Source organism: Micromonospora sp. WMMD980 (assembly GCF_029626035.1).
In the GTDB taxonomy this organism is placed as follows: Bacteria; Actinomycetota; Actinomycetes; order Mycobacteriales; family Micromonosporaceae; genus Micromonospora.
The window spans coordinates 3,878,969-3,902,985 of sequence record NZ_JARUBE010000003.1 but is presented as its reverse complement, the minus strand read 5'-3'; the positions used below and the strand labels follow the sequence as shown (position 1 = coordinate 3,902,985).

General features: G+C 74.1%; 23 protein-coding genes and 3 tRNA genes. 20 read left to right on the top strand and 6 right to left on the bottom strand.

All coding sequences use genetic code 11. The features are described 5' to 3' along the window. The first annotated feature begins 163 nt into the window (after positions 1-163). Both O7618_RS18205 and O7618_RS18200 read left to right on the top strand, forming a co-directional pair. Entirely contained in the window at positions 164-1,195 is a 1,032-nt protein-coding gene (locus O7618_RS18205; protein WP_278107286.1) for a 3-isopropylmalate dehydrogenase, read from the top strand. A gap of 173 nt (positions 1,196-1,368) precedes the next feature. Beyond that, on the top strand, positions 1,369-2,466 hold the full coding sequence (locus O7618_RS18200; RefSeq protein WP_278107285.1) for a branched-chain amino acid aminotransferase: 1,098 nt from the start codon (positions 1,369-1,371) through the stop codon (positions 2,464-2,466). Positions 2,467-2,513: 47 nt separating this feature from the next. Here the strand turns inward: O7618_RS18200 and O7618_RS18195 are convergent, their stop codons facing one another. Together O7618_RS18195 and O7618_RS18190 are read right to left on the bottom strand one after the other, a co-directional pair. Continuing rightward, positions 2,514-3,275 carry a tyrosine-protein phosphatase gene (locus O7618_RS18195; RefSeq protein WP_347405383.1) on the bottom strand — a complete coding sequence of 254 codons (762 nt, stop codon included), beginning with the start codon at positions 3,273-3,275 and terminating at the stop codon, positions 2,514-2,516. A 35-nt stretch (positions 3,276-3,310) separates the two neighbouring features. Then, positions 3,311-3,775: a PRC-barrel domain-containing protein gene (locus O7618_RS18190; RefSeq protein WP_278107283.1), complete on the bottom strand. Its 465-nt coding sequence runs from the start codon at positions 3,773-3,775 to the stop codon at positions 3,311-3,313. 284 nt (positions 3,776-4,059) lie between these two features. Here O7618_RS18190 and cimA point away from each other — a divergent pair, with 284 nt between their 5' ends. Continuing rightward, positions 4,060-5,661 (top strand): citramalate synthase, encoded by a 1,602-nt coding sequence (cimA, locus tag O7618_RS18185; RefSeq protein WP_278107282.1) that lies wholly within the window; start codon positions 4,060-4,062, stop codon positions 5,659-5,661. Between the two features lie 27 nt (positions 5,662-5,688). On the opposite strand, the gene O7618_RS18180 is transcribed toward cimA, so the two are convergent. Then, complete coding sequence (locus O7618_RS18180; RefSeq protein WP_278110062.1) at positions 5,689-6,672, bottom strand: endonuclease/exonuclease/phosphatase family protein; 984 nt, start codon at positions 6,670-6,672, stop codon at positions 5,689-5,691. Positions 6,673-6,952: 280 nt separating this feature from the next. Here O7618_RS18180 and O7618_RS18175 point away from each other — a divergent pair, with 280 nt between their 5' ends. The 9 genes from O7618_RS18175 (at position 6,953) to O7618_RS18135 (ending at position 14,298) form a co-directional block, all read left to right on the top strand. Continuing rightward, positions 6,953-7,474 (top strand): hypothetical protein, encoded by a 522-nt coding sequence (locus O7618_RS18175; RefSeq protein WP_278107281.1) that lies wholly within the window; start codon positions 6,953-6,955, stop codon positions 7,472-7,474. 189 nt (positions 7,475-7,663) lie between these two features. Beyond that, positions 7,664-8,713: a MoxR family ATPase gene (locus tag O7618_RS18170; protein WP_278107280.1), complete on the top strand. Its 1,050-nt coding sequence runs from the start codon at positions 7,664-7,666 to the stop codon at positions 8,711-8,713. A gap of 89 nt (positions 8,714-8,802) precedes the next feature. Further along, positions 8,803-9,792 carry a DUF58 domain-containing protein gene (locus O7618_RS18165; RefSeq protein ID WP_278110061.1) on the top strand — a complete coding sequence of 330 codons (990 nt, stop codon included), beginning with the start codon at positions 8,803-8,805 and terminating at the stop codon, positions 9,790-9,792. Beyond that, entirely contained in the window at positions 9,789-10,748 is a 960-nt protein-coding gene (locus tag O7618_RS18160) for a VWA domain-containing protein (RefSeq protein ID WP_278107279.1), read from the top strand. Before O7618_RS18165 ends, O7618_RS18160 begins: the two co-directional genes overlap by 4 nt. A gap of 46 nt (positions 10,749-10,794) precedes the next feature. Next, positions 10,795-11,658 (top strand): trypsin-like peptidase domain-containing protein, encoded by an 864-nt coding sequence (locus O7618_RS18155; protein ID WP_278107278.1) that lies wholly within the window; start codon positions 10,795-10,797, stop codon positions 11,656-11,658. Positions 11,659-11,746: 88 nt separating this feature from the next. Next, positions 11,747-12,043, top strand: coding sequence for a hypothetical protein (locus tag O7618_RS18150; protein ID WP_278107277.1), 297 nt, complete (start codon positions 11,747-11,749; stop codon positions 12,041-12,043). Between the two features lie 9 nt (positions 12,044-12,052). Then, a complete protein-coding gene (gene arfB / locus O7618_RS18145) occupies positions 12,053-12,478 on the top strand; it encodes an alternative ribosome rescue aminoacyl-tRNA hydrolase ArfB (protein ID WP_278107276.1) in 426 nt (141 codons plus the stop codon). 49 nt (positions 12,479-12,527) lie between these two features. After that, complete coding sequence (locus O7618_RS18140; RefSeq protein ID WP_278107275.1) at positions 12,528-13,103, top strand: GNAT family protein; 576 nt, start codon at positions 12,528-12,530, stop codon at positions 13,101-13,103. 85 nt (positions 13,104-13,188) lie between these two features. Further along, a complete protein-coding gene (locus O7618_RS18135; RefSeq protein ID WP_278107274.1) occupies positions 13,189-14,298 on the top strand; it encodes a cellulose binding domain-containing protein in 1,110 nt (369 codons plus the stop codon). 175 nt (positions 14,299-14,473) lie between these two features. Here the strand turns inward: O7618_RS18135 and O7618_RS18130 are convergent, their stop codons facing one another. Then, positions 14,474-15,355, bottom strand: coding sequence for a 3-methyladenine DNA glycosylase (locus tag O7618_RS18130; RefSeq protein ID WP_278107273.1), 882 nt, complete (start codon positions 15,353-15,355; stop codon positions 14,474-14,476). 34 nt (positions 15,356-15,389) lie between these two features. Further along, entirely contained in the window at positions 15,390-16,805 is a 1,416-nt protein-coding gene (locus O7618_RS18125) for a hypothetical protein (RefSeq protein WP_278107272.1), read from the bottom strand. Between the two features lie 172 nt (positions 16,806-16,977). Between O7618_RS18125 and O7618_RS18120 the strand changes: the two genes are divergently transcribed. The 4 genes from O7618_RS18120 to O7618_RS18105 all read left to right on the top strand — a co-directional run bounded on the left by O7618_RS18120 (position 16,978) and on the right by O7618_RS18105 (position 18,340). Further along, the gene (locus tag O7618_RS18120; protein ID WP_278107271.1) at positions 16,978-17,781 is read left to right on the top strand and encodes a fumarylacetoacetate hydrolase family protein; all 804 of its coding nucleotides are present in this window, start codon (positions 16,978-16,980) and stop codon (positions 17,779-17,781) included. A gap of 108 nt (positions 17,782-17,889) precedes the next feature. After that, positions 17,890-17,961: transfer RNA gene (locus O7618_RS18115), tRNA-Gln, on the top strand. A 75-nt stretch (positions 17,962-18,036) separates the two neighbouring features. After that, positions 18,037-18,109 (top strand) — tRNA-Glu (locus O7618_RS18110). A 158-nt stretch (positions 18,110-18,267) separates the two neighbouring features. Further along, positions 18,268-18,340, top strand: a tRNA-Glu gene (locus O7618_RS18105). A gap of 56 nt (positions 18,341-18,396) precedes the next feature. On the opposite strand, the gene O7618_RS18100 is transcribed toward O7618_RS18105, so the two are convergent. Then, positions 18,397-19,083 carry an IclR family transcriptional regulator gene (locus O7618_RS18100; protein ID WP_278107270.1) on the bottom strand — a complete coding sequence of 229 codons (687 nt, stop codon included), beginning with the start codon at positions 19,081-19,083 and terminating at the stop codon, positions 18,397-18,399. Positions 19,084-19,132: 49 nt separating this feature from the next. Between O7618_RS18100 and leuC the strand changes: the two genes are divergently transcribed. From leuC to O7618_RS18080, 4 genes are all read left to right on the top strand, one after another. Then, positions 19,133-20,575 (top strand): 3-isopropylmalate dehydratase large subunit, encoded by a 1,443-nt coding sequence (gene leuC / locus O7618_RS18095; protein WP_278107269.1) that lies wholly within the window; start codon positions 19,133-19,135, stop codon positions 20,573-20,575. A 14-nt stretch (positions 20,576-20,589) separates the two neighbouring features. After that, positions 20,590-21,177, top strand: a complete 588-nt coding sequence (gene leuD / locus O7618_RS18090) for a 3-isopropylmalate dehydratase small subunit (protein ID WP_278107268.1) — start codon at positions 20,590-20,592, stop codon at positions 21,175-21,177. Between the two features lie 160 nt (positions 21,178-21,337). Next, the gene (locus O7618_RS18085; protein WP_347405382.1) at positions 21,338-21,982 is read left to right on the top strand and encodes an HU family DNA-binding protein; all 645 of its coding nucleotides are present in this window, start codon (positions 21,338-21,340) and stop codon (positions 21,980-21,982) included. Between the two features lie 133 nt (positions 21,983-22,115). After that, a complete protein-coding gene (locus O7618_RS18080; RefSeq protein WP_278107266.1) occupies positions 22,116-24,002 on the top strand; it encodes an endonuclease/exonuclease/phosphatase family protein in 1,887 nt (628 codons plus the stop codon). The last annotated feature ends 15 nt before the right edge of the window (positions 24,003-24,017 follow it).

Sequence of the window (24,017 nt, the reverse complement as noted above, 5' to 3'; positions counted from 1 at the left end):
CGTCGACCCGGTCATCCCGACCCTAGGCAGTGGAGATGACCGGACCATGAATGCCGGCTGGGAGCCTCCTGTACATCGCGTTTCCCGGATGGTGGAAGACTCGTACCGGGAGGCGGGACGGCGACGTACCGTTGCGCAGGAACGACGAGGTGAGGAGCGCCAGGTGGCACGCATCGCGGTGGTGGCCGGCGACGGCATCGGTCCCGAGGTGGTCGGGCAGGCCCGCAAGGTCCTCGACGCAGTGCTGCCCGGGATCGAGGCCACCGACTACGACCTGGGCGCCGCGCGCTGGCACCGCACCGGCGAGGTGCTGCCCGACTCCGTCCTCGACGAGCTGGCCGGCCACGACGCCATCCTGCTCGGCGCGGTCGGCGACCCGACCGTGCCGCCGGGCGTGCTGGAGCGGGGCCTCCTGCTCAAGCTCCGGTTCGCCTTCGACCAGTACGTCAACCTCCGCCCGTCCCGGCTCTGGCCCGGCGTGACCGGTCCGCTGGCCGCCGTGAAGCCCGGCGAGGTGGACCTCGTGGTGGTCCGGGAGGGCACCGAGGGGCTGTACGCGGGCGCCGGCGGCAGCCTGCACCGGGGCACCCCCGCCGAGGTGGCCACCGAGGAGAGCCTGAACACCCGGCACGGCGTGGAGCGGGTGATCCGCGACGCGTTCGCCCGGGCCGGCCGCCGGGAGCGGCGCAAGGTGACGCTGGTGCACAAGACCAACGTGCTCACCCACGCCGGCTCGCTCTGGTCCCGGACCTTCGCCGAGGTGGCCGCCGAGCACCCCGACGTGACGACCGAATACCAGCACGTCGACGCCGCGGCGATGTTCCTGGTGACCAACCCCTCCCGCTACGATGTCGTGGTCACCGACAACCTCTTCGGCGACATCCTCACCGACATCGCCGCCGCGGTGACCGGTGGCATCGGGCTGGCCGCCAGCGGGTGCATCAACCCGGAGGGGCGCTACCCGTCGATGTTCGAGCCGGTGCACGGCTCCGCGCCGGACATCGCCGGCAGGGGCGTCGCCGACCCGGTGGCCGCGGTGCTCTCCGCGGCGCTGCTGCTCGACCAGCTCGGCCACGCCGAGGCCGCCGCGCGGGTCACCACCGCCGTCGCCGCCGAGCTGGCCGGGCGTACGCCGGGTGCGCCGGTGCGCACCGCGGAGGTCGGCGACCGGCTCGCCGCGCACGCCGTAGCCTGACCCGGGCCGGCTTCCCTGGCCCGGTCACGGGCCGCCAGACCCGTTCCCGGGCCGCTTCACGGTCGGCGCGGGGGCGGAGCTATCCGCTGAACGACCGTTCGGGGTAAGTTTCTGGCACCAGTGACGTCGGCGTGCGATCCGGCACGCCGTGGGACCGCAGGGAGGTCAGCGCGATGAGCGGTGGTGACAAGCTCGATTTCGAGATCCGTCCGAATCCCGCGCCGGTATCCGCCGCCGACCGGGCCGCCCTGCTGGCGAACCCGGGCTTCGGCCGGGTGTTCACCGACCACATGGTCACGGTCCGCTACGCCGAGGGCAAGGGCTGGTACGACGCCCGGGTCGAGGCGCGCGCGCCGATCCCGATGGACCCGGCCGCGGCGGTGCTGCACTACGCGCAGGAGATCTTCGAGGGCCTCAAGGCCTACCGCACCGGTGACGGGTCGGTCACCATGTTCCGGCCGGAGGCCAACGCGGCCCGGTTCGTGGCGTCCGCCCGCCGGCTGGCCATGCCGGAGCTGCCGGCGGAGGCGTTCGTGGAGTCGCTGCGCAAGCTGGTCGAGATCGACCGGGAGTGGATCCCGGAGCACGAGGACGCCAGCCTCTACCTGCGTCCGTTCATGTTCGCCAGCGAGGTCTTCCTCGGGGTGCGCCCGGCCAACGAATACCTCTACTGCGTCATCGCGTCGCCGGCCGGCGCCTACTTCGCCGGCGGGGTGAAGCCGGTGACGGTCTGGGTCTCGCCGGACTACACCCGGGCGGCGCCCGGCGGCACCGGCGCGGCGAAGTGCGGCGGCAACTACGCCGCCTCGCTGGCCGCCCAGGCCGAGGCGATCGAGGCCGGCTGCGACCAGGTGGTCTTCCTGGACGCGGTCGAGCGGCGCTACGTCGACGAGCTGGGCGGCATGAACGTCTTCTTCGTCTACGACGACGGCACGCTCGTCACGCCGCCGCTGGGCGGCACGATCCTGCCGGGCATCACCCGCGACGCGGTGCTGACGCTGGCCGCCGAGGCCGGGCACGAGGTGCGGGAGCAGCCGGTCGGCTTCGCCGACTGGCAGGCGGACGCGGCCAGCGGGCGGCTGCGGGAGGTCTTCGCCTGCGGCACCGCCGCCGTGATCACCCCGATCGGCGGCGTGAAATTCCCGGACGGCGAGTTCCTGATCGGCGGCGGCGAGCCGGGCACCGTCACGATGGCGCTGCGGCAGAAGCTGGTCGACATCCAGCGCGGCCGCGCCGAGGACCGCCACGGCTGGGTCACGCGGGTCCTCTGAGCGTTCGACAGTGCGGCCGGCCCGTCCTCGACGGGCCGGCCGCGCTGTCACTCCAGCAGGTGGGCGCGGAGCGCGTCGAGCTGCTCGGCGGTGACGCCGGCGTGCGTCAGGTAGCCCTCGACCGAGCCGTGGCCGGCGCGCAACTCCGCGAGGAACAGCTCCATCGCCTCGGCGGGGGAGGCCAGGAACGGCGGGGGCGGCTCCTCGGCGTCCGGCAGGGTGGCCCGCACCCAGGCGCTGAACCGCTCGGACGCGGCGGTGCTCAACGCGTAGTCGGCGACGATGTCGTCGTCCGGCACGCCGAGCACGGCGAGCGTGAGCGCACAGACGATGCCGGTGCGGTCCTTGCCGGCGACGCAGTGCACGACCACCGGGGCGTTGGCGCTGTCGGCGATCAGGCCGACCGCCTCGGCCAGCCCGGCGGTGCCGGTGCGGGCCAGGTCGGCGTAGCGGTCGGCGAGGTAGCGGGCCAGGCTGACGCCGGACGACGCATATTGCCGGGCGGCCCAGTCCTCGTGCTCCGGGTGGATGTGCCGGTAGGTCAACCCGTCGTAGTCGGGCACCCGGCCGTCGCGGTCCACCTCGGTGGGGCGGCGCAGGTCGACCACCGTGCGGATGCCGAGCGCGGTGAACGCCGCCCGGTCGGTCTCGTCGATGCGGTGCAGCGAGTCGGAGCGGTAGAGCCGGCGGCGCCGGACGGTGCGCCCGTCGCGGGTGCGGTAGCCGCCGACGTCGCGGAAGTTGAACAACGCGGGAAAGGGTGTCTCCGGGGCGTCCACCCCTGACACGGTAACGGCCGGCGGCGGCATCGGTGTGCCCCCGCCGGCCGTGGCCGGTGCGTGTGTCAGATCCGGGCCGGGCCGTCCGGCGGCAGCGCGGAGTGGTTCTCACCGTAGTAACCGCCGAGCTTGTCCCGGTAGGCCGGGTCGGCGTGGTTGGTCTCGTCGTACTCCGGGGCGGCCTTGATCTGGTCCTTGTCCCGGTCGACGAAGACCTTCCGCTCGTCGTGGTCGACCTGGTTGACGGTGCCGGCCGGCAGCATGACCTTCTTGCCGAAGATCCACGGGCCGGTGTCGACGACCAGGTAGCTGTCGTCGACCTCGTGGCTCGCCTTGTCGATCTTGCCGATGCTGCCGTCGGTGGCCTCGACCTTGTAGCCGGTGAGGTCCGCGCTGGCCACGCCGGCCTCGTCGCGGTAACGCCACGGGTCGAAGGCGCCGGCGGGCGCGCCGCCGGCGTAGGCGCCCTGGCCGCCGTCGGCGACCGGGTCGGTGGTGCCGTGCGTGGTGTGCGGGTCGAGCCTGTCCATAGGGGTGACTCCTGTCCCGGCCGGTAGGCCGTCGTGGGGAGTGAATGTGTCGTTGCTGCGTCGGTTGATACCCGTTGGCCGACTTTTCAACCTCGGCCGGTTTCCCGGAATGTGGATTACCGCTCCCACGGACCGGCGGAGGTGGCAGAGTGCTGGTCGTGACCAGCTCCGTCCTGATCATTAGCAGCTAGCGCGCCGGCCTTCCCCCTCGCCGAGCGCGCAGACCTCCCGCATCCGCGGGGGGTCTTTTTGTTGCTCTCCCCAGGCACGAGAAGAGGACTCCGATGACCTTCCAGGTGTACGACACGACGCTGCGCGACGGCGCCCAGCGCGAAGGGCTCAGCTACTCGGTGGTCGACAAGCTGGCGGTGGCCCGCCTGCTCGACGACCTCGGGGTCGGCTTCATCGAGGGTGGCTGGCCGGGCGCGGTACCCAAGGACACCGAGTTCTTCCGCCGCGCCCACGACGAGCTGGAGCTGCGGCACGCGGTCCTGGTCGCGTTCGGCGCCACCCGTAAGGCCGGCCGGGCGGTCGAGGACGACCCGCAGGTGCGCGGGCTGCTCGACGCGCGGACCCCGGCCGTGGCGTTGGTCGCCAAGGCGGACCTGCGGCACGTCGAGCGGGCGCTGCGCACCACCGCCGAGGAGAACCTGGCGATGGTCCGCGACACCGTGGCGTACCTGGTGGCGCAGGGGCGGCGGGTCTTCGTCGACGGGGAGCACACCTTCGACGGCTTCCGCCACGACCCCGGCTACACCGCCGCGGTGGCGCAGGCCGCGCTGGCCGCCGGCGCCGAGCGGTTCGTGCTCTGCGACACCAACGGCGGCATGCTGCCCTCCCAGGTCACCGCCGCGATCGAGGACCTGGTCGCGCGGACCGGGATCGCGCCGGAGCGGCTCGGCATGCACGCCCAGAACGACACCGCCTGCGCGGTGGCCAACACCCTCGCCGCAGTCGAGGCCGGCGTCCGGCACGTGCAGGGCACCGCCAACGGGTACGGCGAGCGCCCCGGCAACGCGGACCTGTTCGCGGTCGTCGCGAACCTTCAACTCAAGCTCGGCATGCCCGTCCTACCGGAGGGCTGCCTGGAACAGATGGTGCGGGTCTCGCACGCCATCGCCGAGATCGCCAACATCGCCCCCGACACCCACCAGGCATATGTCGGGGCCGCCTCCTTCGCCCACAAGGCGGGGTTGCACGCGAGCGCGATCAAGGTGGACCCGTTGCTCTACAACCACGTGGACCCCGCCGTGGTGGGCAACGACATGCGGATCCTGGTGACCGAGATGGCCGGCCGGGCCAGCATCGAGCTGAAGAGCCGCGAGCTGGGTCTGGACCTGGCCGGCCATCCGGACGCGCTGTCCCGGGTCACCGGCCGGGTCAAGGAGCTGGAGGCGGGTGGCTGGTCGTTCGAGGCCGCCGACGCGTCGTTCGAGCTGCTGGTCCGCTCCGAGCTGCCGGCGGCGGCGCCGGCCCGGCCGTTCGCGCTGGAGTCGTACCGGGTGCTGGTCGAGCACCGCGAGGACGGCGCGGTGGTCTCCGAGGCGACCGTCAAGATCCGGGTACGCGGGGAGCGGGTGATCGCCACCGCCGAGGGCAACGGTCCGGTCAACGCGCTCGACGAGGCGCTGCGGGTGGGGCTGGCCCGGCACTACCCGGAGCTGCGCGAGTTCGAGTTGGCCGACTACAAGGTCCGCATCCTGGAGGGCAGTCACGGCACCGGCGCGGTGACCCGGGTGCTGGTGGAGACCGCCGGCGCCGGCCGGGACTGGACCACGGTGGGCGTGCACCCCAACGTGGTGGAGGCGAGCTGGCACGCGCTCGTCGACGCGCTCACCTACGGCCTGGACAAGGCGGGGGCCCCGGTTAACGCCTCCGGTAGATGAACGGGCCCCGCTTGCCACCCCGGCCGCTCACGCCGCCGGCAGCCGCAGTTCGGTCAGCAGGGCCCGGTGGTCGCTGCCGGGGACCGGCCAGGTGGCGGCGGAGCGGACCGCGATGCGGCGGTCCACCAGCACGTGGTCGATGGTGACCGGCGGGATCGGGTCGCCGTCGTACGGCCCCCAGGTGCCGGCGAGCCCGGCGCCGGCCGCGTCGGCGGCGTCGGTGTAGCCGGTCGCGATCAGCGCGCGCAGCGCGGCGTGGTCCAGGGTGGCGTTGAAGTCGCCGGCCAGCACGCTCAGCCCGGCGCGCGGCGTGGCCGGCGGCTGGGCGCGCTGGTCGGTCCACCAGTCCGGCACCACGTCGAGGTCGTACGGCGCGGCCGGGTGCGCCGACTCCACCCGCAGCGGCGGCGCTCCCGGCACGGCCAGGGTCCCGTACGCCTGGGTGAAGAAGAATCCCTGGTTGCGGCGGTGGCCGGGGTCGCGCAGCGGATGGCGGGCGTAGACCCCGGAGCCGGTGGAGCCCACCTCGGGGCTCAGCGACCGGTGCGGCAGCAGCGTGGCCAGGCCGAGCCGGTCCAGGTCGGCGGCGAGCCGCGGGGTGAGTTCCTGCACGGTGAGCACGTCCACCCGGTGCGCCCGGAGCAGGGCGACGAGCGCCGCCGCGTCGGCCGAGCCCAGCCGCAGGTTGGCGGTGAGCAGCCGCAGCACCGGCCCGTGGGCGGGCGGCGGGTCGTCGGCGACCGCGCGTGGCGCCACCGCGCCGGCCAGCGCCACCGCGGCCAGCGCCGCGACCACCGCGCACCCGCGGCGCCGCAGCGCGAGCGCCAGCACCGCGACGGCCGGTGCCACCGCGGCGACGTACGGCGTGAACGCCGTGGCCAGCACCAGCGGGCCTCGTTCCAGCCCGGTCAGGCGCAGCAGCGCCCAGGCGGCCACCGGCGCGGCCGCCAGCCAGCAGGCCGCCGTCACCCACCGGCCGCCACGCGCGCCGCCGCGTGGGGGAGCGTCCACCGTGATCACGTCGGTCACCCTACCGGTGCCCCGCGAAGCAGTTTCGTGAATGGTCGAGCGCGTCCTTCTCACAATTCACGACTCGTCGGGAAATGGTCGTTGACACGCGATAACCGCTATTGACCGCCCCATTTCACGGTGTTAGGTTCCACTTGGTTGAGGCGCTCAACTCTCCAAGTTAGACCAGCTCAGCAGCGGTGCGCTCCCGAGCGGATCCCCGATGTTCCGCAATTTTCTCGCGCCCCGTCGCATCACCACGGTCGAAAGAGGGAGATCTGTCATGGCTACATTCTTCAAGCGAAAGGCGACGGTGGTGGCGCTCGCCGCGCTGTCCCTCACCGTGGCCGGTGGCGGGATCGCGGTCGCCGCCCAGCCAGAGTCCAAGGTCGGTCAGCCCGCCGCGCGGCAGGCCGGTCATCAGCCGCCGGTGACCGCCGCCGGGCAGCGGGCCGCCAAGGCCGCCATGCGCGCCACCCTGGCGCCTCCTGCGCCAGGCCAGATCGCCTGGGCGGTCGTCGCGCAGAACGGCACGCTGCTGCAGCACTCCGGCAACGTGGTGTCGGCGTCCAAGTTCTCCGGTCCGGGCTCCTTTGCCGGGCAGTACCAGGTGCTGCTCGACTACGACGTGCACCTCAAGGCGTTCCTGGCCGGCGTCGGCACCGTCGACTCGGCAAATGTTCCGCCCGCGGGTGAGATCTCGGTCGCGCCGAGGCTGTTGACGTCGAACGGGGTCTTCGTGCAGACCCGCAACTCCTCCGGCGGTTACGCGGACCGGCCATTCCACGTCATCATCGCCAACTGACCCCCGCCGCGCACCGGCCCCCGCCTCGGCGGGGGCCGGTGTCGTGTTCCGTCCCGATCCGGTGCGCCGCGCGCCGGTTCGCGCGGTTGCCGCCGGATCGGGGAGGTCCTCCCGGTCCGCCCCGGACCGGCCCGTCCTGGGGCTGATAATCCGACGTTTGTCGCGGCTTCGGCCCGGGAAGCAAGCACCGTGACGGACATCTCGGACACCCTGGCCAGCGTGCCCACCCCGGTCGATGCGGACGCGAGCGGCGTCGAGCTGGACCAGACCCTCTTCGAGGTCAAACGCGTGATCGTCGGGCAGGACCGACTCGTCGACCGCCTGCTCACCGCGCTCGTCGCCGACGGCCACTGCCTGCTGGAGGGCGTGCCGGGGGTGGCGAAGACGCTCGCCGCCCAGACGCTCGCCACCGTGGTCGGCGGCACCTTCTCCCGGATCCAGTTCACCCCCGACCTGGTCCCGTCGGACATCGTCGGCACCCGGATCTACCGGGCGTCCACCGAGGCGTTCGACGTGGAGCTGGGACCCATCATGGCGAACCTGGTGCTCGCCGACGAGATCAACCGGGCTCCGGCCAAGGTGCAGTCGGCGTTGCTCGAGGCGATGGCCGAGCGGCAGGTCTCGATCGCCGGGCGGAGCTGGCCGGTGCCCGACCCGTTCCTGGTGCTGGCCACCCAGAACCCGATCGAGTCGGAGGGGGTCTACCAGCTGCCCGAGGCGCAGCGCGACCGGTTCCTCATGAAGGTCGTGGTCGACTACCCGAGCGACGCCGACGAGCTGGCCATCCTCTACCGGATGAGCGCCGAACGCCCCACCGCCCGCCCGGTGCTCGACCCGGTCCGGCTGCGCGAGCTGCAACGCCGCGCGGCCGACGTCTTCGTCCACCACGCGTTGGCCGAGTACGTGGTCCGGCTCATCCTGGCCACCCGCGACCCGGGCCGCTTCGGGCTGCCCGAGATCGCGCCGCTGCTCGCCTACGGGGCGAGCCCGCGTGCGACGCTCGGCCTGGTGGCCGCCGCCCGCGCCCACGCGCTGATCCACGGCCGGGACTACGTGCTTCCCGAGGACGTACGCGAGTTGGCGGTGGACGTGCTGGCACACCGGCTGGTGCTCTCCTTCGACGCGGTGGCCGACGGGGTCTCCGGCGAGGACGTGGTGCGTCGCCTGGTCGAGGCGGTGCCGCCGCCCCGGCTGGTGACCGGGCCCGCCCCGGCGGCGCCGGACCTGGCGGCGGCGTGACCCGCCGGCCCGTCCTCGCGCCCGCCGGACCCGACGCCGACCCGGCAGGCGTCGCCGCCCGGGCCGGCCTCGGCGCGGGCGAGCCCGGGATCGCCGACCTCGCCCCGGACCAGCGGCTGCGGCGGTTGGAGCTGACCGTGACCCGGCGGCTCGACGGGCTGCTGCACGGCCGCTACCGGGGCCTGTTGCCCGGGCCGGGCAGCGAGGCGGCCGGCAGCCGGGAGTACCGACCGGGCGAGGACGAGGTGCGCCGGATGGACTGGGCGGTGACCGCGCGGACCACCGTGCCGCACGTGCGCGAGGTCGACGCCGACCGGGAGCTGACCACCTGGCTGCTCGTCGACGCCAGCGCCAGCATGGAGTACGGGACATCCACACTGGACAAACGGGAGTTGGCGGTGGCGGCGGTGGCCTGCGTCGGCTTCCTCACCGCCGGGGTGGGCAACCGCCTCGGCGCCCAGGTGCTGAGCCGGGACGGGCTGCGCCGGTTCCCGGCCCGCAGCGGGCGCACCCATCTGCTCGGGCTGCTCCGCGCGTTGCTCGGCGCCCCGCGTACCGACGATCCGCCGGACCCCCGCGCGGCGGGTCGGGCCGACGGACCGGGCCCGACCTCGGCGTCGGGCCTCGCCGACGGCCTGGCCGGGCTCCAGCGGGTGGCCACCCGGCGGGGGCTGGTGGTGGTGGTCTCCGACTTCCTCGACGAACTGCCCGACGACCCGCACGCGGCGCCGCCCTGGGCGGCCGCGCTGCGCCGGCTGGCGGTCCGGCACCAGGTGCTCGCCGTGGAGGTGACCGACCCGCGCGAGCTGGAGCTGCCCGACGTCGGACTGGTCACCCTGGTCGACCCGGAGAGCGGGCGGCACCGCGAGGTGTGGACCGGCGACCCGGTGCTGCGCGAGCGGTACGCGCGGGCCGCCGCCGACCAGCGCGACCAGGTGCGCCGCGCCCTGCACCGGGCCGGCGCCGCCCACCTGGCGCTGCGCACCGACCGGGACTGGTGCGCGGACGTCGTCCGGCACGTGCACGAGCAGCGCCGGCTGGCCACCGCGCCGGCCGCCACCCGGGGAGGTGCCGCGTGAGCTGGCAGTCGCCCGCCCGGCTCTGGCTGCTGCTCGCGGTCGCCGCGCTGGTCGCCGGATACCTGGTGCTTCAGCGCCGGCAGAGCCGGTACGCGGTGCGCTTCACCAACCTGCGCCTGCTGGACCGGGTGGCCCCGCGCCGGCCGGCGTGGCGGCGGCACGTCCCGGCCGGGCTCTTCCTCGGCATGCTGGCGTTGCTCGTGGTCGGGTTCGCCCGGCCCGAGGCCGAGGTGCGGGTGCCCCGGGAACGGGCCACCGTGATGGTCGCGGTGGACGTGTCCACCTCGATGCTCGCCGGTGACGTGGACCCGGACCGGCTGACCGCGGCGAAGGAGGCCGGCCGGAAGTTCGTCGACGGGCTGCCGGACGAGTTCAACGTGGGCCTGGTGGCGTTCGCCGGCAGCGCGGCGGTGCTGGTGCCGCCGAGCACCGACCGCGAGGCGCTGCACGAGGGGATCGAGCGGCTCGCCGAGGGGATCACCGGCGTGCAGGGCACCGCGATCGGCGAGGCGATCAGCACCTCGCTGGGCGCGGTGAAGAGCCTGGACGCCAGGGCGGCGAAGGACCCGCCACCGGCCCGGATCATCATCCTCTCCGACGGTGCGAACACCTCCGGGATGGACCCGATGGAGGCGGCCGACCAGGCGGTGGCGGCCAAGGTCCCGGTGCACACCATCTCCTTCGGCACGCCCGGCGGCTCGGTCGACCGGGGTGGCCGGGCGATCCAGGTGCCGGTGGACGGGCAGACGCTCAAGGCGGTCGCCGAGGAGACCGGCGGGGGTTTCCACGAGGCGTCGACCAGCCGCGAACTGAAGGACGTCTACGAGGACATCGGCACCTCGGTCGGCTACCGCACGCAACGGCAGGACATCTCGGCCCGCTTCATCGGCTTCGGGCTGGTCCTGGCCATGGGCGCCGCCGCCGGATCGCTGCGGTGGTTCTCCCGACTGCCCTGACCGCGCTTTCCGAGGCGGACGACGCACGACACGTGAGGAGCCAGGCATGGCAGTGCAGACCGGACTCGGCGAGCCGCGCGGCCCGTGGTTCGTCTCGCCCGAGCTGGACCCGGACGGGCGCGGCGGTCCGTTCGACGCGCCCGGACCAGCCGGGTCGGCGGGACGGCACGGCTGGCGGGGCCGGCTGCTGAGCGTGGCGGCGGTGGTGGCGCTCTCCACCGTCTCCGGCGCGGCGGCCGGCACCTGGGCGGCCGACCGGGACGCGCCGGGCCCGTCGGCGGCCTCCGCCGCCCCGGTGCCGGCGGAGCTGGTCACCGCCGCCGGCAAGACGGTGCCGGGGGTGGTCTCGGTGATGGTCGGGGGTATGTCCGGCGCGGGGGCGTCCGGCTCCGGCTTCGCCATCGACAACGAGCAGCACATCGTCACCAACGACCACATCCTGGCCCGGGGCGGCTCCGGCCCGGTGACGGTGGAGACCTCGGACGGGCGCCGTCTCGCCGCCGAGGTGGTCGGTCGGGCCCCGGACAGCGACCTGGCGGTGCTCAAGGTGCCCGCGTCGGCCGGACTGCCACCGCTGCCGCTGGCCAAGCCGAACGCGACCCGGGTGGGCGAGCCGGTGCTCGCGGTCGGCTCCCCGCTCGGGCTCTCCGGCACGGTCACCGCGGGCATCGTCAGCGCGCTCAACCGGCAGGTCCGGATCGGCAACGGCCGGCACACCGCGGTGCAGACCGACGCCTCCATCAACCCGGGCAACTCCGGTGGGCCGCTGGTGAACGCGCGCGGTGAGGTGGTAGGGGTGAACACCGCCATCGCCACCATCGACGGGAACGGCTCGATCGGCATCGGCTTCGCGATCCCGATCGACCAGGTGCAGCAGACCGCCGACACGATCATCGGCAAGGGTGGCTGACCTGCGCAGACGGCCGGCAACTGTCGGATATCCGGCGTGAGACCATCGGATCATGGAAATATTACGCTGAGTATGGATACTGGCGGAGGTGGAGCAAGCTGTCATCGCGGCCCTCCTCCTGGTGGGCCTGGTCATCGGCGCCGGAGTCGGCGCGTCGTACGCTCGTGCCAAGCGCGGTTGGAAGGACTATCGGACGGTCCGGACCAGCGTGCCCGGCGCGCGGCGAAACGCGTGGGCGGCGATCCGGGCCGTGGCTGTGAAGGCCGCCGTGCTCGCCCTGCTGCTGGTCGGCGCCGCCGCGTACGCGGCGTCCGGCTCGAACGAGGAGCGGGCCGGACCGGCCCCGAGCGTGACCCCGAGCCCGAGCCACCGCCCGGGGCGCTAGCCTCGGGGCGTGGACGACGGACTGCGGGTGACCGACCGGCTCGTGGTGCCGGCCGCCGAGCTGCGGGAGCGGTTCTCCCGGTCGTCCGGACCGGGTGGTCAGGGCGTCAACACCACCGACTCCCGGGTGGAGCTGAGCTTCGACCTGGCCGGCTCGCCGAGCGTGCCGGCGGCGCTGCGGGAACGGGCCGTGGTCCGGCTCGCCGGCCGGCTCGTCGACGGGGTGCTGACCGTGGCGGCCAGCGAGCACCGCGCGCAACTGGCCAACCGGGAGGCGGCCCGGGAGCGGATGGCGGCGCTGCTGCGCGAGGCGGTCGCCCCGCCGCCGAAGGCGCGCCGGCCGACCCGCCCGTCCCGGGGCGCCAAGGAACGCCGGCTGGCCGACAAGAAACGGCAGTCGCAGCGCAAACGTGACCGCCGGGTGGACGGCGACTGACCCGGAATTTGGTTGAGCGGCCGGTCGCGCGGCCCGGAGAATCCGCCCCGTGCCGACCGATTTCTCCGTCAAGCCCACGCTCACCGGCGAGCGGGTGCTGCTGCGCCCGTTCGCCGACGACGACCTGCCGGCGCTCGCCGCGATCCTGGCCGACCCGGAGGTCGGCCGGCTCACCGGCAGCCCGCCCGGCGAGGGCTTCGAGCCGGCCCGGCTGCGCGCCTGGTACGGCACCCGCAACAGCATGACCGACCGGCTCGACCTGGCCGTGGTGGACCGCGTCTCCGGCGCCTGCGTCGGCGAGGTGGTCCTCAACGAGTGGGACCGGGCCAACGCGAGCTGCAACTTCCGCACCCTGATCGGTCCCGGCGGGCGCGACCGCGGCCTCGGCACCGAGGCGGTCCGGCTGGTCGTCGGGTACGGCTTCGAGCGGCTCGGCCTGCACCGCGTCGGGTTGGAGGTGTTCGCGTTCAACCCGCGGGCCCGCCGGGCCTACGAGAAGGTTGGTTTCGTGGCCGAGGGCACGCTGCGGCAGGTGCTGCGCAACGGCGACGACTGGGCGGACGCGACAGTCATGTCCATCCTCGCGCCGGAGTGGGCCCGGCACCGGGGCCGTCCGGAGGGTTGAGTCCAAGGCTTCGAAGCGCTTCAATGCGTACGGGAGCGTCAGGGCCGTCACCGACCGATCGTCACGTGACAGGAGTCCCTCTCGCATGTCCCGCAACCGCCTGCTGGCCGCGCTGACCGCGCTCGCCGCGCTGCTGCCCGCCCTCGTCCTCGGCCTCGCCTCCACCACCCCACCCGCCGCCGCGGCCGCCGCCCCGGTCCGCGTCATGCCGCTCGGCGACTCCATCACCGGGTCGCCCGGCTGCTGGCGCGCCGTGCTCTGGAACCGCCTCCAGTCCACCGGCTATCCCGACGTCGACTTCGTCGGCACGCTCGGACCGCAGGGCTGCGGCGTGCCCCACGACGGCGACAACGAGGGGCACGGCGGCTACCTGGCGACCACCATCGCCGACCAGAACCTGCTCCCCGGTTGGCTCGCCGCCACCCGCCCCGACGTGGTGCTGATGCACCTCGGCACCAACGACGTGTGGAGCAACATCGCGCCGGCCACCATCCTGGCCGCGTACTCGAAGCTGGTGGACCAGATGCGGGTCGCCAACCCGGTCACCACCGTGCTGGTCGCGAAGATCATCCCGATGAACCCGGCGAGCTGCCCGGAGTGCGGGCAGCGGACCGTGGCGCTCAACTCCGCCGTCGACGGCTGGGCGGCGGCGAAGAGCACCGCCGCCTCGCCGATCGTGGTGGTCGACCAGTGGACCGGCTTCGACACCGCCACCGACACCTACGACGGGGTGCACCCGAACGCCGCCGGCGACCAGAAGATGGCCGACCGGTGGTACCCGGCGCTGACCGCCGCGTTGCGCCGGACCACCCCGTCGCCGACGCCGACGCCCACCGGGTCGACGACCGGACCGCCGCACCCGACCGACAGCCCGTCGCCGACGCCGACGGTCGGCGGCTGCGCCGCCAGCTGGCGCACCGCCGGGCAGTGGCCGGGCGGCTTCCAGGCCGAGGTGACGGTCCGCAACAACGGCGCCGTGCCGATCCCGTTCTGGGTGGTCCGGTTCGCGCTCACCGGCGGGCAGCGGATCACCCAGGCGTGGAGCGCCCAGGTGGCGCAGGGCGGGACCGCGGTGACCGCCCGGAGCGCGACCTGGAACGGCGCGCTGGCTCCGGGTGCCGAGGCCACGTTCGGCTTCCTGGCCGACGGCGCGGTCCCGAACCCGGTGCCGCTGCCGGCCTGTGCCCTCGGCTGACCAGGGGCAGTGTCACGCGGTGTGACGGCGAGAAGAAAGGACGTCGCTTCACGCCCGTATGCCTCCTGGTCATATTTGTGACCAGGAGGCATACGCGGTGCGGCGGGTCTGTTCCCTGCTCGCGACACGCCCGACACCTGTCGACGCCGGCCCGACGCGGGTGGTCGCGCGGCGCTCAGGCAGGCACGGCGCGGTCCAGCGCGGCCAGCAACCCCGCCCGCAGGCCGGCGGCCCGCTCGGCGAATCCGCGCTGGGCGGTGGCGTACTCGGCCCGGCCCTCCGGGGTCTCCACCCGCACCGGCGGGTGGCCCAGGTCGGCCAGGTCGTACGGGCTGGCCCGCATGTCCAGCTCGCGGATCTCCCGGGCCAGCGCGAACGCGTCCGCCACCAGCTCCGACGGCACCAGCGGGGAGAGCTTGTAGGACCACTTGTAGAGATCCATGTTGGCGTGCAGGCAGCCGGGCTGCTCCAGCGCGTGCTGGCTCTCCCGGGTCGGCTGGAGCACGTTGAGCGGCCGGGCCGGCGCGGTGAAGAACCGGAACGCGTCGAAGTGGCTGCACCGGACGCCGCGCTCCTCGACCACCGCCGCAGTCGCCGCCGGCGTGAGCCGCAGCGGCCAGGCGTTGTGCCGCACCTGTTCCTGGGTCTGCCGGTAGACCATCGCCCACTCGTGCATGCCGAAGCAGCCGAACTGGGCCGGCCGGCCGGCGGTCGCCGCCAGCAGCGCCCGGATCCAGGCGATCGAGTCGGCGCGGCGTGCGCGTACCCGCTCGGTGTCCAGGGTGAGCCCGGCGGCGCCGACGGTGTAGTCCGGGCCGAAACCGGCCGGGTCGGCGCCGCGCAGCGCCACGCCCGCGCCCGGATGCCAGCGGCGCAGCTGGGCCGGGCGGTGCGAGTAGTAGGTGAAGAGGAAGTCCTCCACCGGATGCTTCACCCCGGCGCGGCGGCGGGCCAGGTGCGGCGTCAGCCAGGCGTCGACCCGTTCCTCGTGGTCGCGCCGGCGGGCCTGCCAGTCGGCCGCGTCGAGCACGGCGGCGGGAGCGAGGGCGGCGGTCACGAACCCCAGGGTACGACCGCCGCCCGGCCCGCCCTCAGTCCACGTCCACCCGCACGCCGGCCGAGAACACGCCGCTGCGCAGCTCCAACTGCTTCGGCGGCTGCGTCCCGTGCACGGTGAACACCAGCGGCAGCAGGACCCGCCGCCCGGCGGCCACCGGTTGGGCGAACACGTCCCGGCCGAGGTTCGCCACCCGGGTGGCGTTCTCGTCGGCGGCGACCCAGTTGCCGCTCGGCAGGTAGGCGCGCTGCAACTGCCCGTGCCAGGTCTGCTGCTCCGAGGTGACGTTGCGCACGCCCACCGTGGCCAGGCAGGGCCGCCCACCGCCGGGAGCCGCCGGCACCACGCCCGCGCCGCAGCTCATCCGGTAGACGGTGAACTCGAACGCGGTCTCCCGCAGCGGCACCCCCAGCCCGCCGTTGACCGTGCTGCCCACCCAGGCGCCGCTGGTCGGCTGCTTGGTGGTGTCCATCGCGGCGACCCGCTGCGTGGCGGTCCACGCCGCCGCGCCCACCACCCCGGCCAGCACCGCCGCCGCCACACCCACCGCCAGCCACACCGGTGGCCGGCGACGCCGTGAGGCGGGTGTGGGCAGCGCCGGGCGCGGATAGACGGTGCCCCGTTCGGTCGGGCCGCCCACCGGCGCGCCGCCGGGCCCGATGCCGCCGCTGCGGGCGGTGGCCGGGTCCGCGCCCGGCGCGCCGACGTGGGCCGGTGCCGCGCGCCGGCGGCGACGCGCCGCCCACCAGAGCCCCGCGCCGGTGACCACCAGCAACGCGGCGAACGCGGCCAGCAGCACCGGCGGGCGGCGCCAGGCCGGGGTGGCGGTCCGTGACGCCGCCGGGGCGGTGGCCGCGCTCACCCAGGTCGCCGTGGCGCAGTCGTAAGGCCGGGTGCCGTCGGTGCCGTAGACGCAGGTGGGCGCCGTCACGGACCGGCCGGCGCCGGTCACCGCGAGCGCGGTGTGCAGCGCGGTGGTGCTCCGCGCCGGCAGCCGTAGCCGCCAGGTGATCTCGCCGGCGGTCGCTCCGACCGGACCGGTGGCCCGCCCGCCGCCGGTCACCGTGGTGGCCCGGGAACCGCTCGGCAGTTCCTGCCGGACCATCGTCTCGACCGGCGTCGTGCCGGCGTTGCGGACCTCGATCCGGTAACCGGGGGCCGGGGTGCCCGCCGCGCCGACGGCCACGCTGACCGGTGGCATCGACGGCGGGACCGGCGCCGGGCCGGTGGTCGGCACCGCCGGGGGCACCGCCGGCACGCCGGTCGGGATCGGGGTGGCCGCCGTGGCCGGCCGCGCGGGTGCGGCGACCACCACCGGCGGTGGTGCGGGCCGGGCGGGTGCCGCCGCCGCCCGGGGCGCCGCCGGGGGCAGCGCCGGCACGGCGGCGATGACGCCGAGGCAGTTCACGAGCACTGCCAGGGTCCTGTGGTGTCGTCTCGATGCAGGCATACCAACGAACCTCCGCAACCGAAGCTATGGGCCGCGGGCCGCCGGGCGGGTACGAAGCCCGCATTCCCGCCCCGGCCGGCGGCGTCCGGCGTACCCTTCGGCGGCCGGTCGCCACGGGCGCCACCTGCCGGTGTGCGGCGGCGGGTCCGGCGGACCGGGATAGATTGGCCGGGTGCGTATCGCTCGTTTCGCTCATGCCAAGGGAATGTCGTTCGGGGTCGTCGAGGGCGAGATGGAGGCCGGGCCGCAGGGCCTGACCATCGCCGAGATCGAGGGCCACCCGTTCGGGCAGATCCAGTTCTCCGGCGCCCGCTGGGCGCTCTCCGACGTCCGGCTGCTCTCGCCGATCCTGCCCAGCAAGGTGGTGTGTGTCGGCCGCAACTACGCCGAGCACGCCGCCGAGCACGGCAGCGAGGTGCCCAAGGAGCCGCTGCTCTTCCTCAAGCCGTCCACCTCGGTGATCGGCCCGCGCGACGCCATCCGCCTGCCGATCTTCTCGCGGCAGGTCGAGCACGAGGCGGAACTCGCCGTGGTGATCGGCGCCCCCGGCGCCCGGCGCGCCGACCGAGCCGCCGCCGAGCGGGCCATCTTCGGCTACACCTGCGCCAACGACGTCACCGCGCGGGACCTCCAGCGTTCCGACGGGCAGTGGACCCGGGCCAAGGGCTTCGACTCGTTCTGCCCGATCGGGCCGTGGATCACCACCGGGCTCGACGTCCGCGACCTGGAGATCCGCTGCGAGGTGGGCCGCGACCCGGAGGAGATGGAGGTGCGCCAGCTCGGCCGGACCAAGGACATGGTGTTCGACGTGCCCGGCCTGGTGTCGTACATCTCGCACGTGATGACGCTGCTGCCCGGCGACGTGGTCCTCACCGGCACCCCGGCGGGGGTTAGCCCGCTCACCGACGGGGATACGGTGACCGTGCGGATCGAGGGGATCGGGGAGCTGAGCAACCCGGTGGTCCCGGTCGCCTGATCCGGCTCCGATGCCTTGTTTCCGCAGCTCACATGCGGTTCGGGGGGTTGGATTTGGCCTGTTGCCGGCGGGAGGGTAAAGTTCATTCCCGGCGCCGCAAGGGGCCAATGGGGTATGGGGTAATTGGCAGCCCGACTGATTCTGGTTCAGTTAGTCTAGGTTCGAGTCCTGGTACCCCAGCGCAGCCGCGGGTTCGTGAGAATCCCGGTCGCTGGATTCCGGCAGTTGCCGCTGCCGGAGTGCATGGAAGGTTCTGGCCCCGTCGTCTAGCGGCCCAGGACGCCGCCCTCTCAAGGCGGTAGCGCCGGTTCGAATCCGGTCGGGGCTACAGCACCGTCAGCCCGTCCCGTTTCTCGGGGCGGGCTGTTCTGCTGTCGCGGCGCGCGCGCCGCGCTCGCGGGGTGACCCCCCTCGGCGGCGCCGGACGTGGTGCCGCTAGACTACTGCCGCACCGCCCGCGCGGGTGGTGAAGCAGGAAGAGTGCCTGGCCCCGTCGTCTAGTGGCCCAGGACGCCGCCCTCTCAAGGCGGTAGCGCCGGTTCGAATCCGGTCGGGGCTACGTTCACCGAACGGCCCGTCTCGCTCACCCGAGACGGGCCGTTCGCCGTTGCGGGGTCAGAGGCCGGAGAGGCGTTGGCCGGCGCGGACGACGGCCATGGCGTGGCGCTCGCCGGGGCGGCGGCCGAGACGCTCGATCGGGCCGGAGATGCTGACCGCGGCGATCACCCGGCCGGTACGGTCCCGGATCGGGGCCGAGACGCTCGCCACCCCCGCCTCCCGCTCGGCCACGCTCTGGGCCCAGCCGCGCCGACGCACCTCGGCCAGCGTGCGGCCGGTGAACTTGGCGCGCGGCAGCAGCGGCATGACCGCCTCCGGCGGCTCCCAGGCGAGCAGGATCTGCGCCGCCGAGCCGGCGGTCATCGGCAGCACCGAGCCGACCGGGACGGTGTCCCGCAGTCCGCTGGCGCGCTCGGCGGCGGCCACGCAGATCCGCTCGTCGGCGCGGCGCAGGTAGAGCTGGGCGCTCTCCCCGGTGGCGTCGCGCAGCGCGGCCAACAGCGGCTCGGCCGCGGTCAGCAGCACATCGGGGGCCGCGTTGGCCAACTCGCCCAGGCGTGGGCCCGGGCGCCACCGGCCCTGCGAATCCCGGACCAGCATCCGGTGGATCTCCAGCGCCTGTGCCAGCCGGTGCGCGGTGGCCCGGGGCAGCTTGGTGCGTTCAACGAGTTCGGCCAGGCTGGCGCCGTCGACACAGGCGGCCAGGATGACCACCGCCTTGTCGAGAACGCCGACACCGCTCATACTGTGTCCCACAAGCCGAAATTTACCTCCCAGAATTTAGGATGTCCAGATGGTGGGAGTCACTCAACCGAGGACCCTGGCCGAGAAGGTCTGGGACGCGCACGTGGTCCGCTCCGCCGCCGGCGAGCCCGACCTGCTCTTCATCGACCTGCACCTGCTGCACGAGGTGACCAGCCCGCAGGCGTTCGACGGGCTGCGGCTGGCCGGGCGCGGGGTCCGCCGGACCGATTTGACGATCGCGACCGAGGACCACAACACCCCGACCGGGTACGACGACCCGGCGTTCCGGGCCCGACGCGGCGACCTGCTCACCATCGCGGACCCCACCTCCCGCACCCAGATCGAGACGCTGCGCCGCAACTGCGCCGAGTTCGGCGTACGGCTGCACCCGCTGGGCGACGAGAACCAGGGCATCGTGCACGTGATCGGCCCGCAGCTCGGGCTCACCCAGCCGGGCATGACGATCGTCTGCGGCGACTCGCACACCGCGACCCACGGCGCCTTCGGCGCGCTCGCGTTCGGCATCGGCACCAGCGAGGTCGAGCACGTGCTGGCCACCCAGACGCTGCCGCAGGCCCGGCCGCGGACCATGGCGGTGAACGTGGTCGGCGAGCTGGCCCCCGGCGTCACCGCCAAGGACCTGGTGCTCGCGCTGATCGCCCAGGTGGGCACCGGCGGTGGGCGCGGCCACATCGTGGAGTACCGGGGCGAGGCGATCCGCGAGCTCTCCATGGAGGGGCGGATGACGATCGCGAACATGTCCATCGAGTGGGGCGCCAAGGCCGGCATGATCGCGCCGGACGAGACCACGTTCGCGTACCTGAAGGGGCGGCCCAACGCGCCCCAGGGGGCCGACTGGGACGCGGCGCTCGAATACTGGCGGACGCTGCCCACCGACGAGGGCGCGACGTTCGACACCGAGGTGACGCTGGATGCGAGCCGGATCACCCCGTTCGTCACCTGGGGCACCAACCCCGGCCAGGGCGCGCCGCTCGGGGCGGCCGTGCCGGACCCCGAGGCGTTCGACACCGAGCCGGAACGGGTCGCGGCCCGCCGGGCGCTGGAGTACATGGACCTCACCCCGGGCACGCCGTTGCGCGACCTCGCCGTGGACGTGGTGTTCGTCGGCTCCTGCACCAACGGCCGGCTGGAGGACCTGCGGGCCGCCGCCGACGTGCTGCGCGGGCGGCGGGTCGCCGACGGCGTCCGCATGCTCGTGGTGCCCGGCTCCGCCGCGGTCCGGGAGGCGGCCGAGATCGAGGGGCTGGACCAGGTCTTCACCGACGCGGGCGCGGAGTGGCGGTTCGCCGGCTGCTCGATGTGTCTCGGGATGAACCCCGACACGCTCCGGCCGGGGGAGCGTTCCGCCTCGACCTCCAACCGCAACTTCGAGGGCCGCCAGGGCAAGGGCGGGCGTACCCATCTGGTGTCCCCGCCGGTCGCCGCCGCCACCGCCGTGGTCGGCCGGCTCGCCACCCCCGCCGACCTGTAAGAAGGGCAGCCGAGATGGACAAGTTCCTCGCACACACCGGCACCGCCGTGCCGCTGCGTCGCTCCAACGTGGACACCGACCAGATCATCCCCGCCGTGTACCTCAAGCGGGTGACCCGGACCGGCTTCGCCGACGGCCTGTTCAACGCCTGGCGGGAGGATCCGTCATTCATTCTCAACGATCCCGTCTATTCGGGAGCGTCGATTCTTGTGGCGGGTCCCGAGTTCGGCACCGGCTCCTCCCGGGAGCACGCCGTCTGGGCACTGCGGGACTGGGGCTTCCGGGCCGTCGTCTCGCCCCGCTTCGGTGACATCTTCCGCGGCAACGCGTTGAAGGAAGGTCTCCTTCCGGTCGAGCTGGAATTGGGTGCCGTGGAGCGACTCTGGGCCCTCTCCGAATCCGACCCGACCACCCCGGTCACCGTCGACCTGGCCGCCCGGGAGGTCCGCGCCGGCGACGCCGCCTGGGCCTTCCCGCTGGACGACCACAGCCGGTGGCGGCTGATGGAGGGCTTGGACGACATTGGACTCACCCTCCGCCACGCGGCCGAGATCGGCGCGTACGAGGCCACCCGGCCGGCGTTCCTGCCCTCGATCGCCTGACCGCGGACCCCTTTTCGCCCCCACCGGCCCGACCGGTGGGGGCGAATCCGTTGCGACACAAGGGCTTTTTTCCACCGAATGTTTGTGTCCAGGCAGCACAGGGCATACGGTGCGCGCAGAATGGCTCGCGTCGAGTCAGTTGCACAATCGGGAGGAAGTCGTGAACAAGGCCGAGCTCATCGAGGCGCTCGCCGTTCGCCTGGGGGACCGGAAGACGGCGACGGCCGCGCTCGACGCGGTACTCGCTGAGGTCCAGGCGGCGGTCACCAAGGGCGAGAAGGTGGCGATCACCGGTTTCGGAGCGTTCGAGAAGCGCATCCGTGGTGCCCGAACAGCCCGCAACCCGCGGACCGGCGAGGCGGTGAAGGTCAAGAAGACCTCCGTCCCGACCTTCCGGGCGGGTGCGGGCTTCAAGGAGATGGTGGCCAGCGGCAAGGTGCCGAAGGACACCACCGCCGCGAAGAAGACCGCCGGCGCCGCCAAGACCACGGCGGCGAAGAAGACCACGGCGGCGAAGACCACCGGAGCCGCCAAGAAGACCACGGCGGCGAAGGCCACCAAGACCGCCGCGGCGAGCAAGAAGGCCGCGCCGGCCAAGAAGGCCGCCGCGACCAAGACGACCGCGGCGGCGAAGAAGACGACCGCGGCGAAGTCCACCGCGGCGAAGAAGACCACCGCGGCGAAGAAGACCACCGCGGCGAAGAAGACGACCGCGGCGAAGTCCGCCACGGCCAAGAAGACCACGGCGGCGAAGAAGGCGCCCGCGAAGAAGGCTCCGGCCAAGAAGGCCGCCAGCCGGCGCTGACCGGACAGCCCGACCGAGGGCGCCCACCGTTCGCGGTGGGCGCCCTCGTCCGTGGGTACGCGTTGACCGCCCGCCGCACCGCCCCGCAGAATCGCCGTGCCGAAACCCCCGTCGGTCACGAGAAGAGGCGCCCGTGCGGCACCGTCACCTCTCCACCCTCACGCTCGCCCTGGGCGTCGCGGTTCTGCTGGACGTGCTCCGCGTCTGGCTGCCGTCGGTCATCACCCTCTTCGGCCGGGCCGCCGAAACGCCCGCCGAGCTGCTCGGCGCGTTCGCGCTCGGCTGGTTCGTGCTCGCACTCGCCGCACCCACGCTGGTGCGCCGGCTCGGCGCCCGCCCGGTCGGCCTGGCCGCGGCCGGCGTGCTCGCCGCCGTCCGGCTGGCGCTGACCGCCGCGCCCGGCGGTGCCACCCAACTCTGGCTCGCCTGCGCCGGGCTGCTCGCCGGCCTGGTCTGGCTCGCGGCCACCGCGGCGTCGGTCGACCGGCCGGTCCCCGGGCTGGCGCTCGGCCTCGCCGGTAACGCGGTCGGGCACGCGCTGCTGGGCACCGAGGACCTGGTCTGGCGCGGCGGAACGCTCGGCTGGGCCCTGAGCGCGGTGCTGGTGGCGGCGTTCCTGGCCGCCGCCGTGGCCACACCGGTGCTACGGCCGGCAGCGTCCTCCGGGCGTCGGGCGTGGTTGCTCTGCGGCCCGGCGCTGCTGCTGGCCAACCAGATCGCGCTCGCCCCGGCGGTCTGGAGCGCCGCCGCCGGCGCCGGTTCGCCCGGCTTCCCCGGTCTCGTCCGTCCTACCGGCAGCGGCTCGGTGCTGGGCGGTTACGCGGTCCTGCTGTTCCTGGCGGCCGTGCTGCTCCGGATACCGACGCGGCTCGCCCGGGCGCTCTGGCCGATCACGCTGGTCGCCGGCGCGGCGCTGTTCGTGGCCGGCCGGCTGGTCCCGGCGTACCTGCTCACCGCCGCCGGCCTCGGCGGTTGCCTGGCGCTCACCGACTCGGTCGCCGACGACGCGGCCGACGACGACCCGGACGGCCGGGGCGCGGCGCGGCGCGGTCGCGCCGCAGTCGTCGGGATGCTCGTCTTCGCCGTGGCCACCGTGGCCTACTACGCCGCCTACGACGTCGGGTACCCCAACGGTTGGGTACCGGTCGCCGTGGCCCTCCTGGCCGCTCTCGTGGCGTTCAGCGGGCCTCCGTGGTCTGCCCCGGCACTGCCCGATCCGGCACGGACCTGGATCCTGGTCGGCCTGACCGCGCTGGTCGGCTTCGGGACCCAGCTGGATGTCCCGCCATCGGATCTCCGACCGGGCAGCCCACCGGGGTCGGTGCGGGTGGCCGCGTACAACATCCGGATGGGCTTCGGGCTGGACGGTCGGCTGGACCTGGACGCGGTGGCCCGGCACCTGCGCGGGGCGGACGTGGTGCTGCTCAGCGAGGTCGACCGGGGCTGGTGGCTCAACGGCGGCCACGACACGCTGGCGCTGCTGGCCGGGCGGTTGCGGATGCCGTACGTCTTCGCGCCGGCCGCGGACCCGGTCTGGGGCGACGCGGTGCTCAGCCGGTTCCCGATGCGGTCCGGGCGGACCCGGCCGCTGGCCGCGCACGGCGCGCCGACCGGCGCGCAGGCCCTCGGCGTCACGCTCGACGTCGGCGGCCGGGAGCTGGCCGTGGTCGCGACCCACCTGCAACCGCCGCCCGGACGGGACCCGGTGGAGCAGGCCCGCGACGTGGCCACGTTCGCCGCCGGTTACGCGGCGGGCCGGCCGCTGGTGCTCGGCGGCGACCTGAACACCGAACCGGACGATCAGGCGTTCGCCGAGTTCACCAGCGCCGGCCTGGTGGACGCGCTGGCCGCGGCCCGGCCGCTGCGCACCAGCCCGGCCGACGACCCGCGCACCCAGATCGACCACGTCTTCGTCTCGCCGGGGCTGGTGAGCGCCGAGGTACGCGCCCCGCGCACCGAGGCCAGCGACCACCTCCCGGTGACGCTCACCGTGGCGCTGCCCGGACCGGCCGCCGGTTAGAAGGGGCCCCAGCTA

Bases quoted from the DNA above. Each gene is read 5' to 3' on its own strand.
- O7618_RS18200 (WP_278107285.1), top strand. From the start codon at position 1,369: ATGAGCGGTGGTGACAAGCTCGATTTCGAGATCCGTCCGAATCCCGCG.
- O7618_RS18195 (WP_347405383.1), bottom strand. From the start codon at position 3,275: ATGCCGCCGCCGGCCGTTACCGTGTCAGGGGTGGACGCCCCGGAGACA.
- O7618_RS18190 (WP_278107283.1), bottom strand. From the start codon at position 3,775: ATGGACAGGCTCGACCCGCACACCACGCACGGCACCACCGACCCGGTC.
- cimA (WP_278107282.1), top strand. From the start codon at position 4,060: ATGACCTTCCAGGTGTACGACACGACGCTGCGCGACGGCGCCCAGCGC.
- O7618_RS18175 (WP_278107281.1), top strand. From the start codon at position 6,953: ATGGCTACATTCTTCAAGCGAAAGGCGACGGTGGTGGCGCTCGCCGCG.
- O7618_RS18155 (WP_278107278.1), top strand. From the start codon at position 10,795: ATGGCAGTGCAGACCGGACTCGGCGAGCCGCGCGGCCCGTGGTTCGTC.
- O7618_RS18135 (WP_278107274.1), top strand. From the start codon at position 13,189: ATGTCCCGCAACCGCCTGCTGGCCGCGCTGACCGCGCTCGCCGCGCTG.
- O7618_RS18125 (WP_278107272.1), bottom strand. From the start codon at position 16,805: ATGCCTGCATCGAGACGACACCACAGGACCCTGGCAGTGCTCGTGAAC.
- O7618_RS18100 (WP_278107270.1), bottom strand. From the start codon at position 19,083: ATGAGCGGTGTCGGCGTTCTCGACAAGGCGGTGGTCATCCTGGCCGCC.
- leuC (WP_278107269.1), top strand. From the start codon at position 19,133: ATGGTGGGAGTCACTCAACCGAGGACCCTGGCCGAGAAGGTCTGGGAC.
- leuD (WP_278107268.1), top strand. From the start codon at position 20,590: ATGGACAAGTTCCTCGCACACACCGGCACCGCCGTGCCGCTGCGTCGC.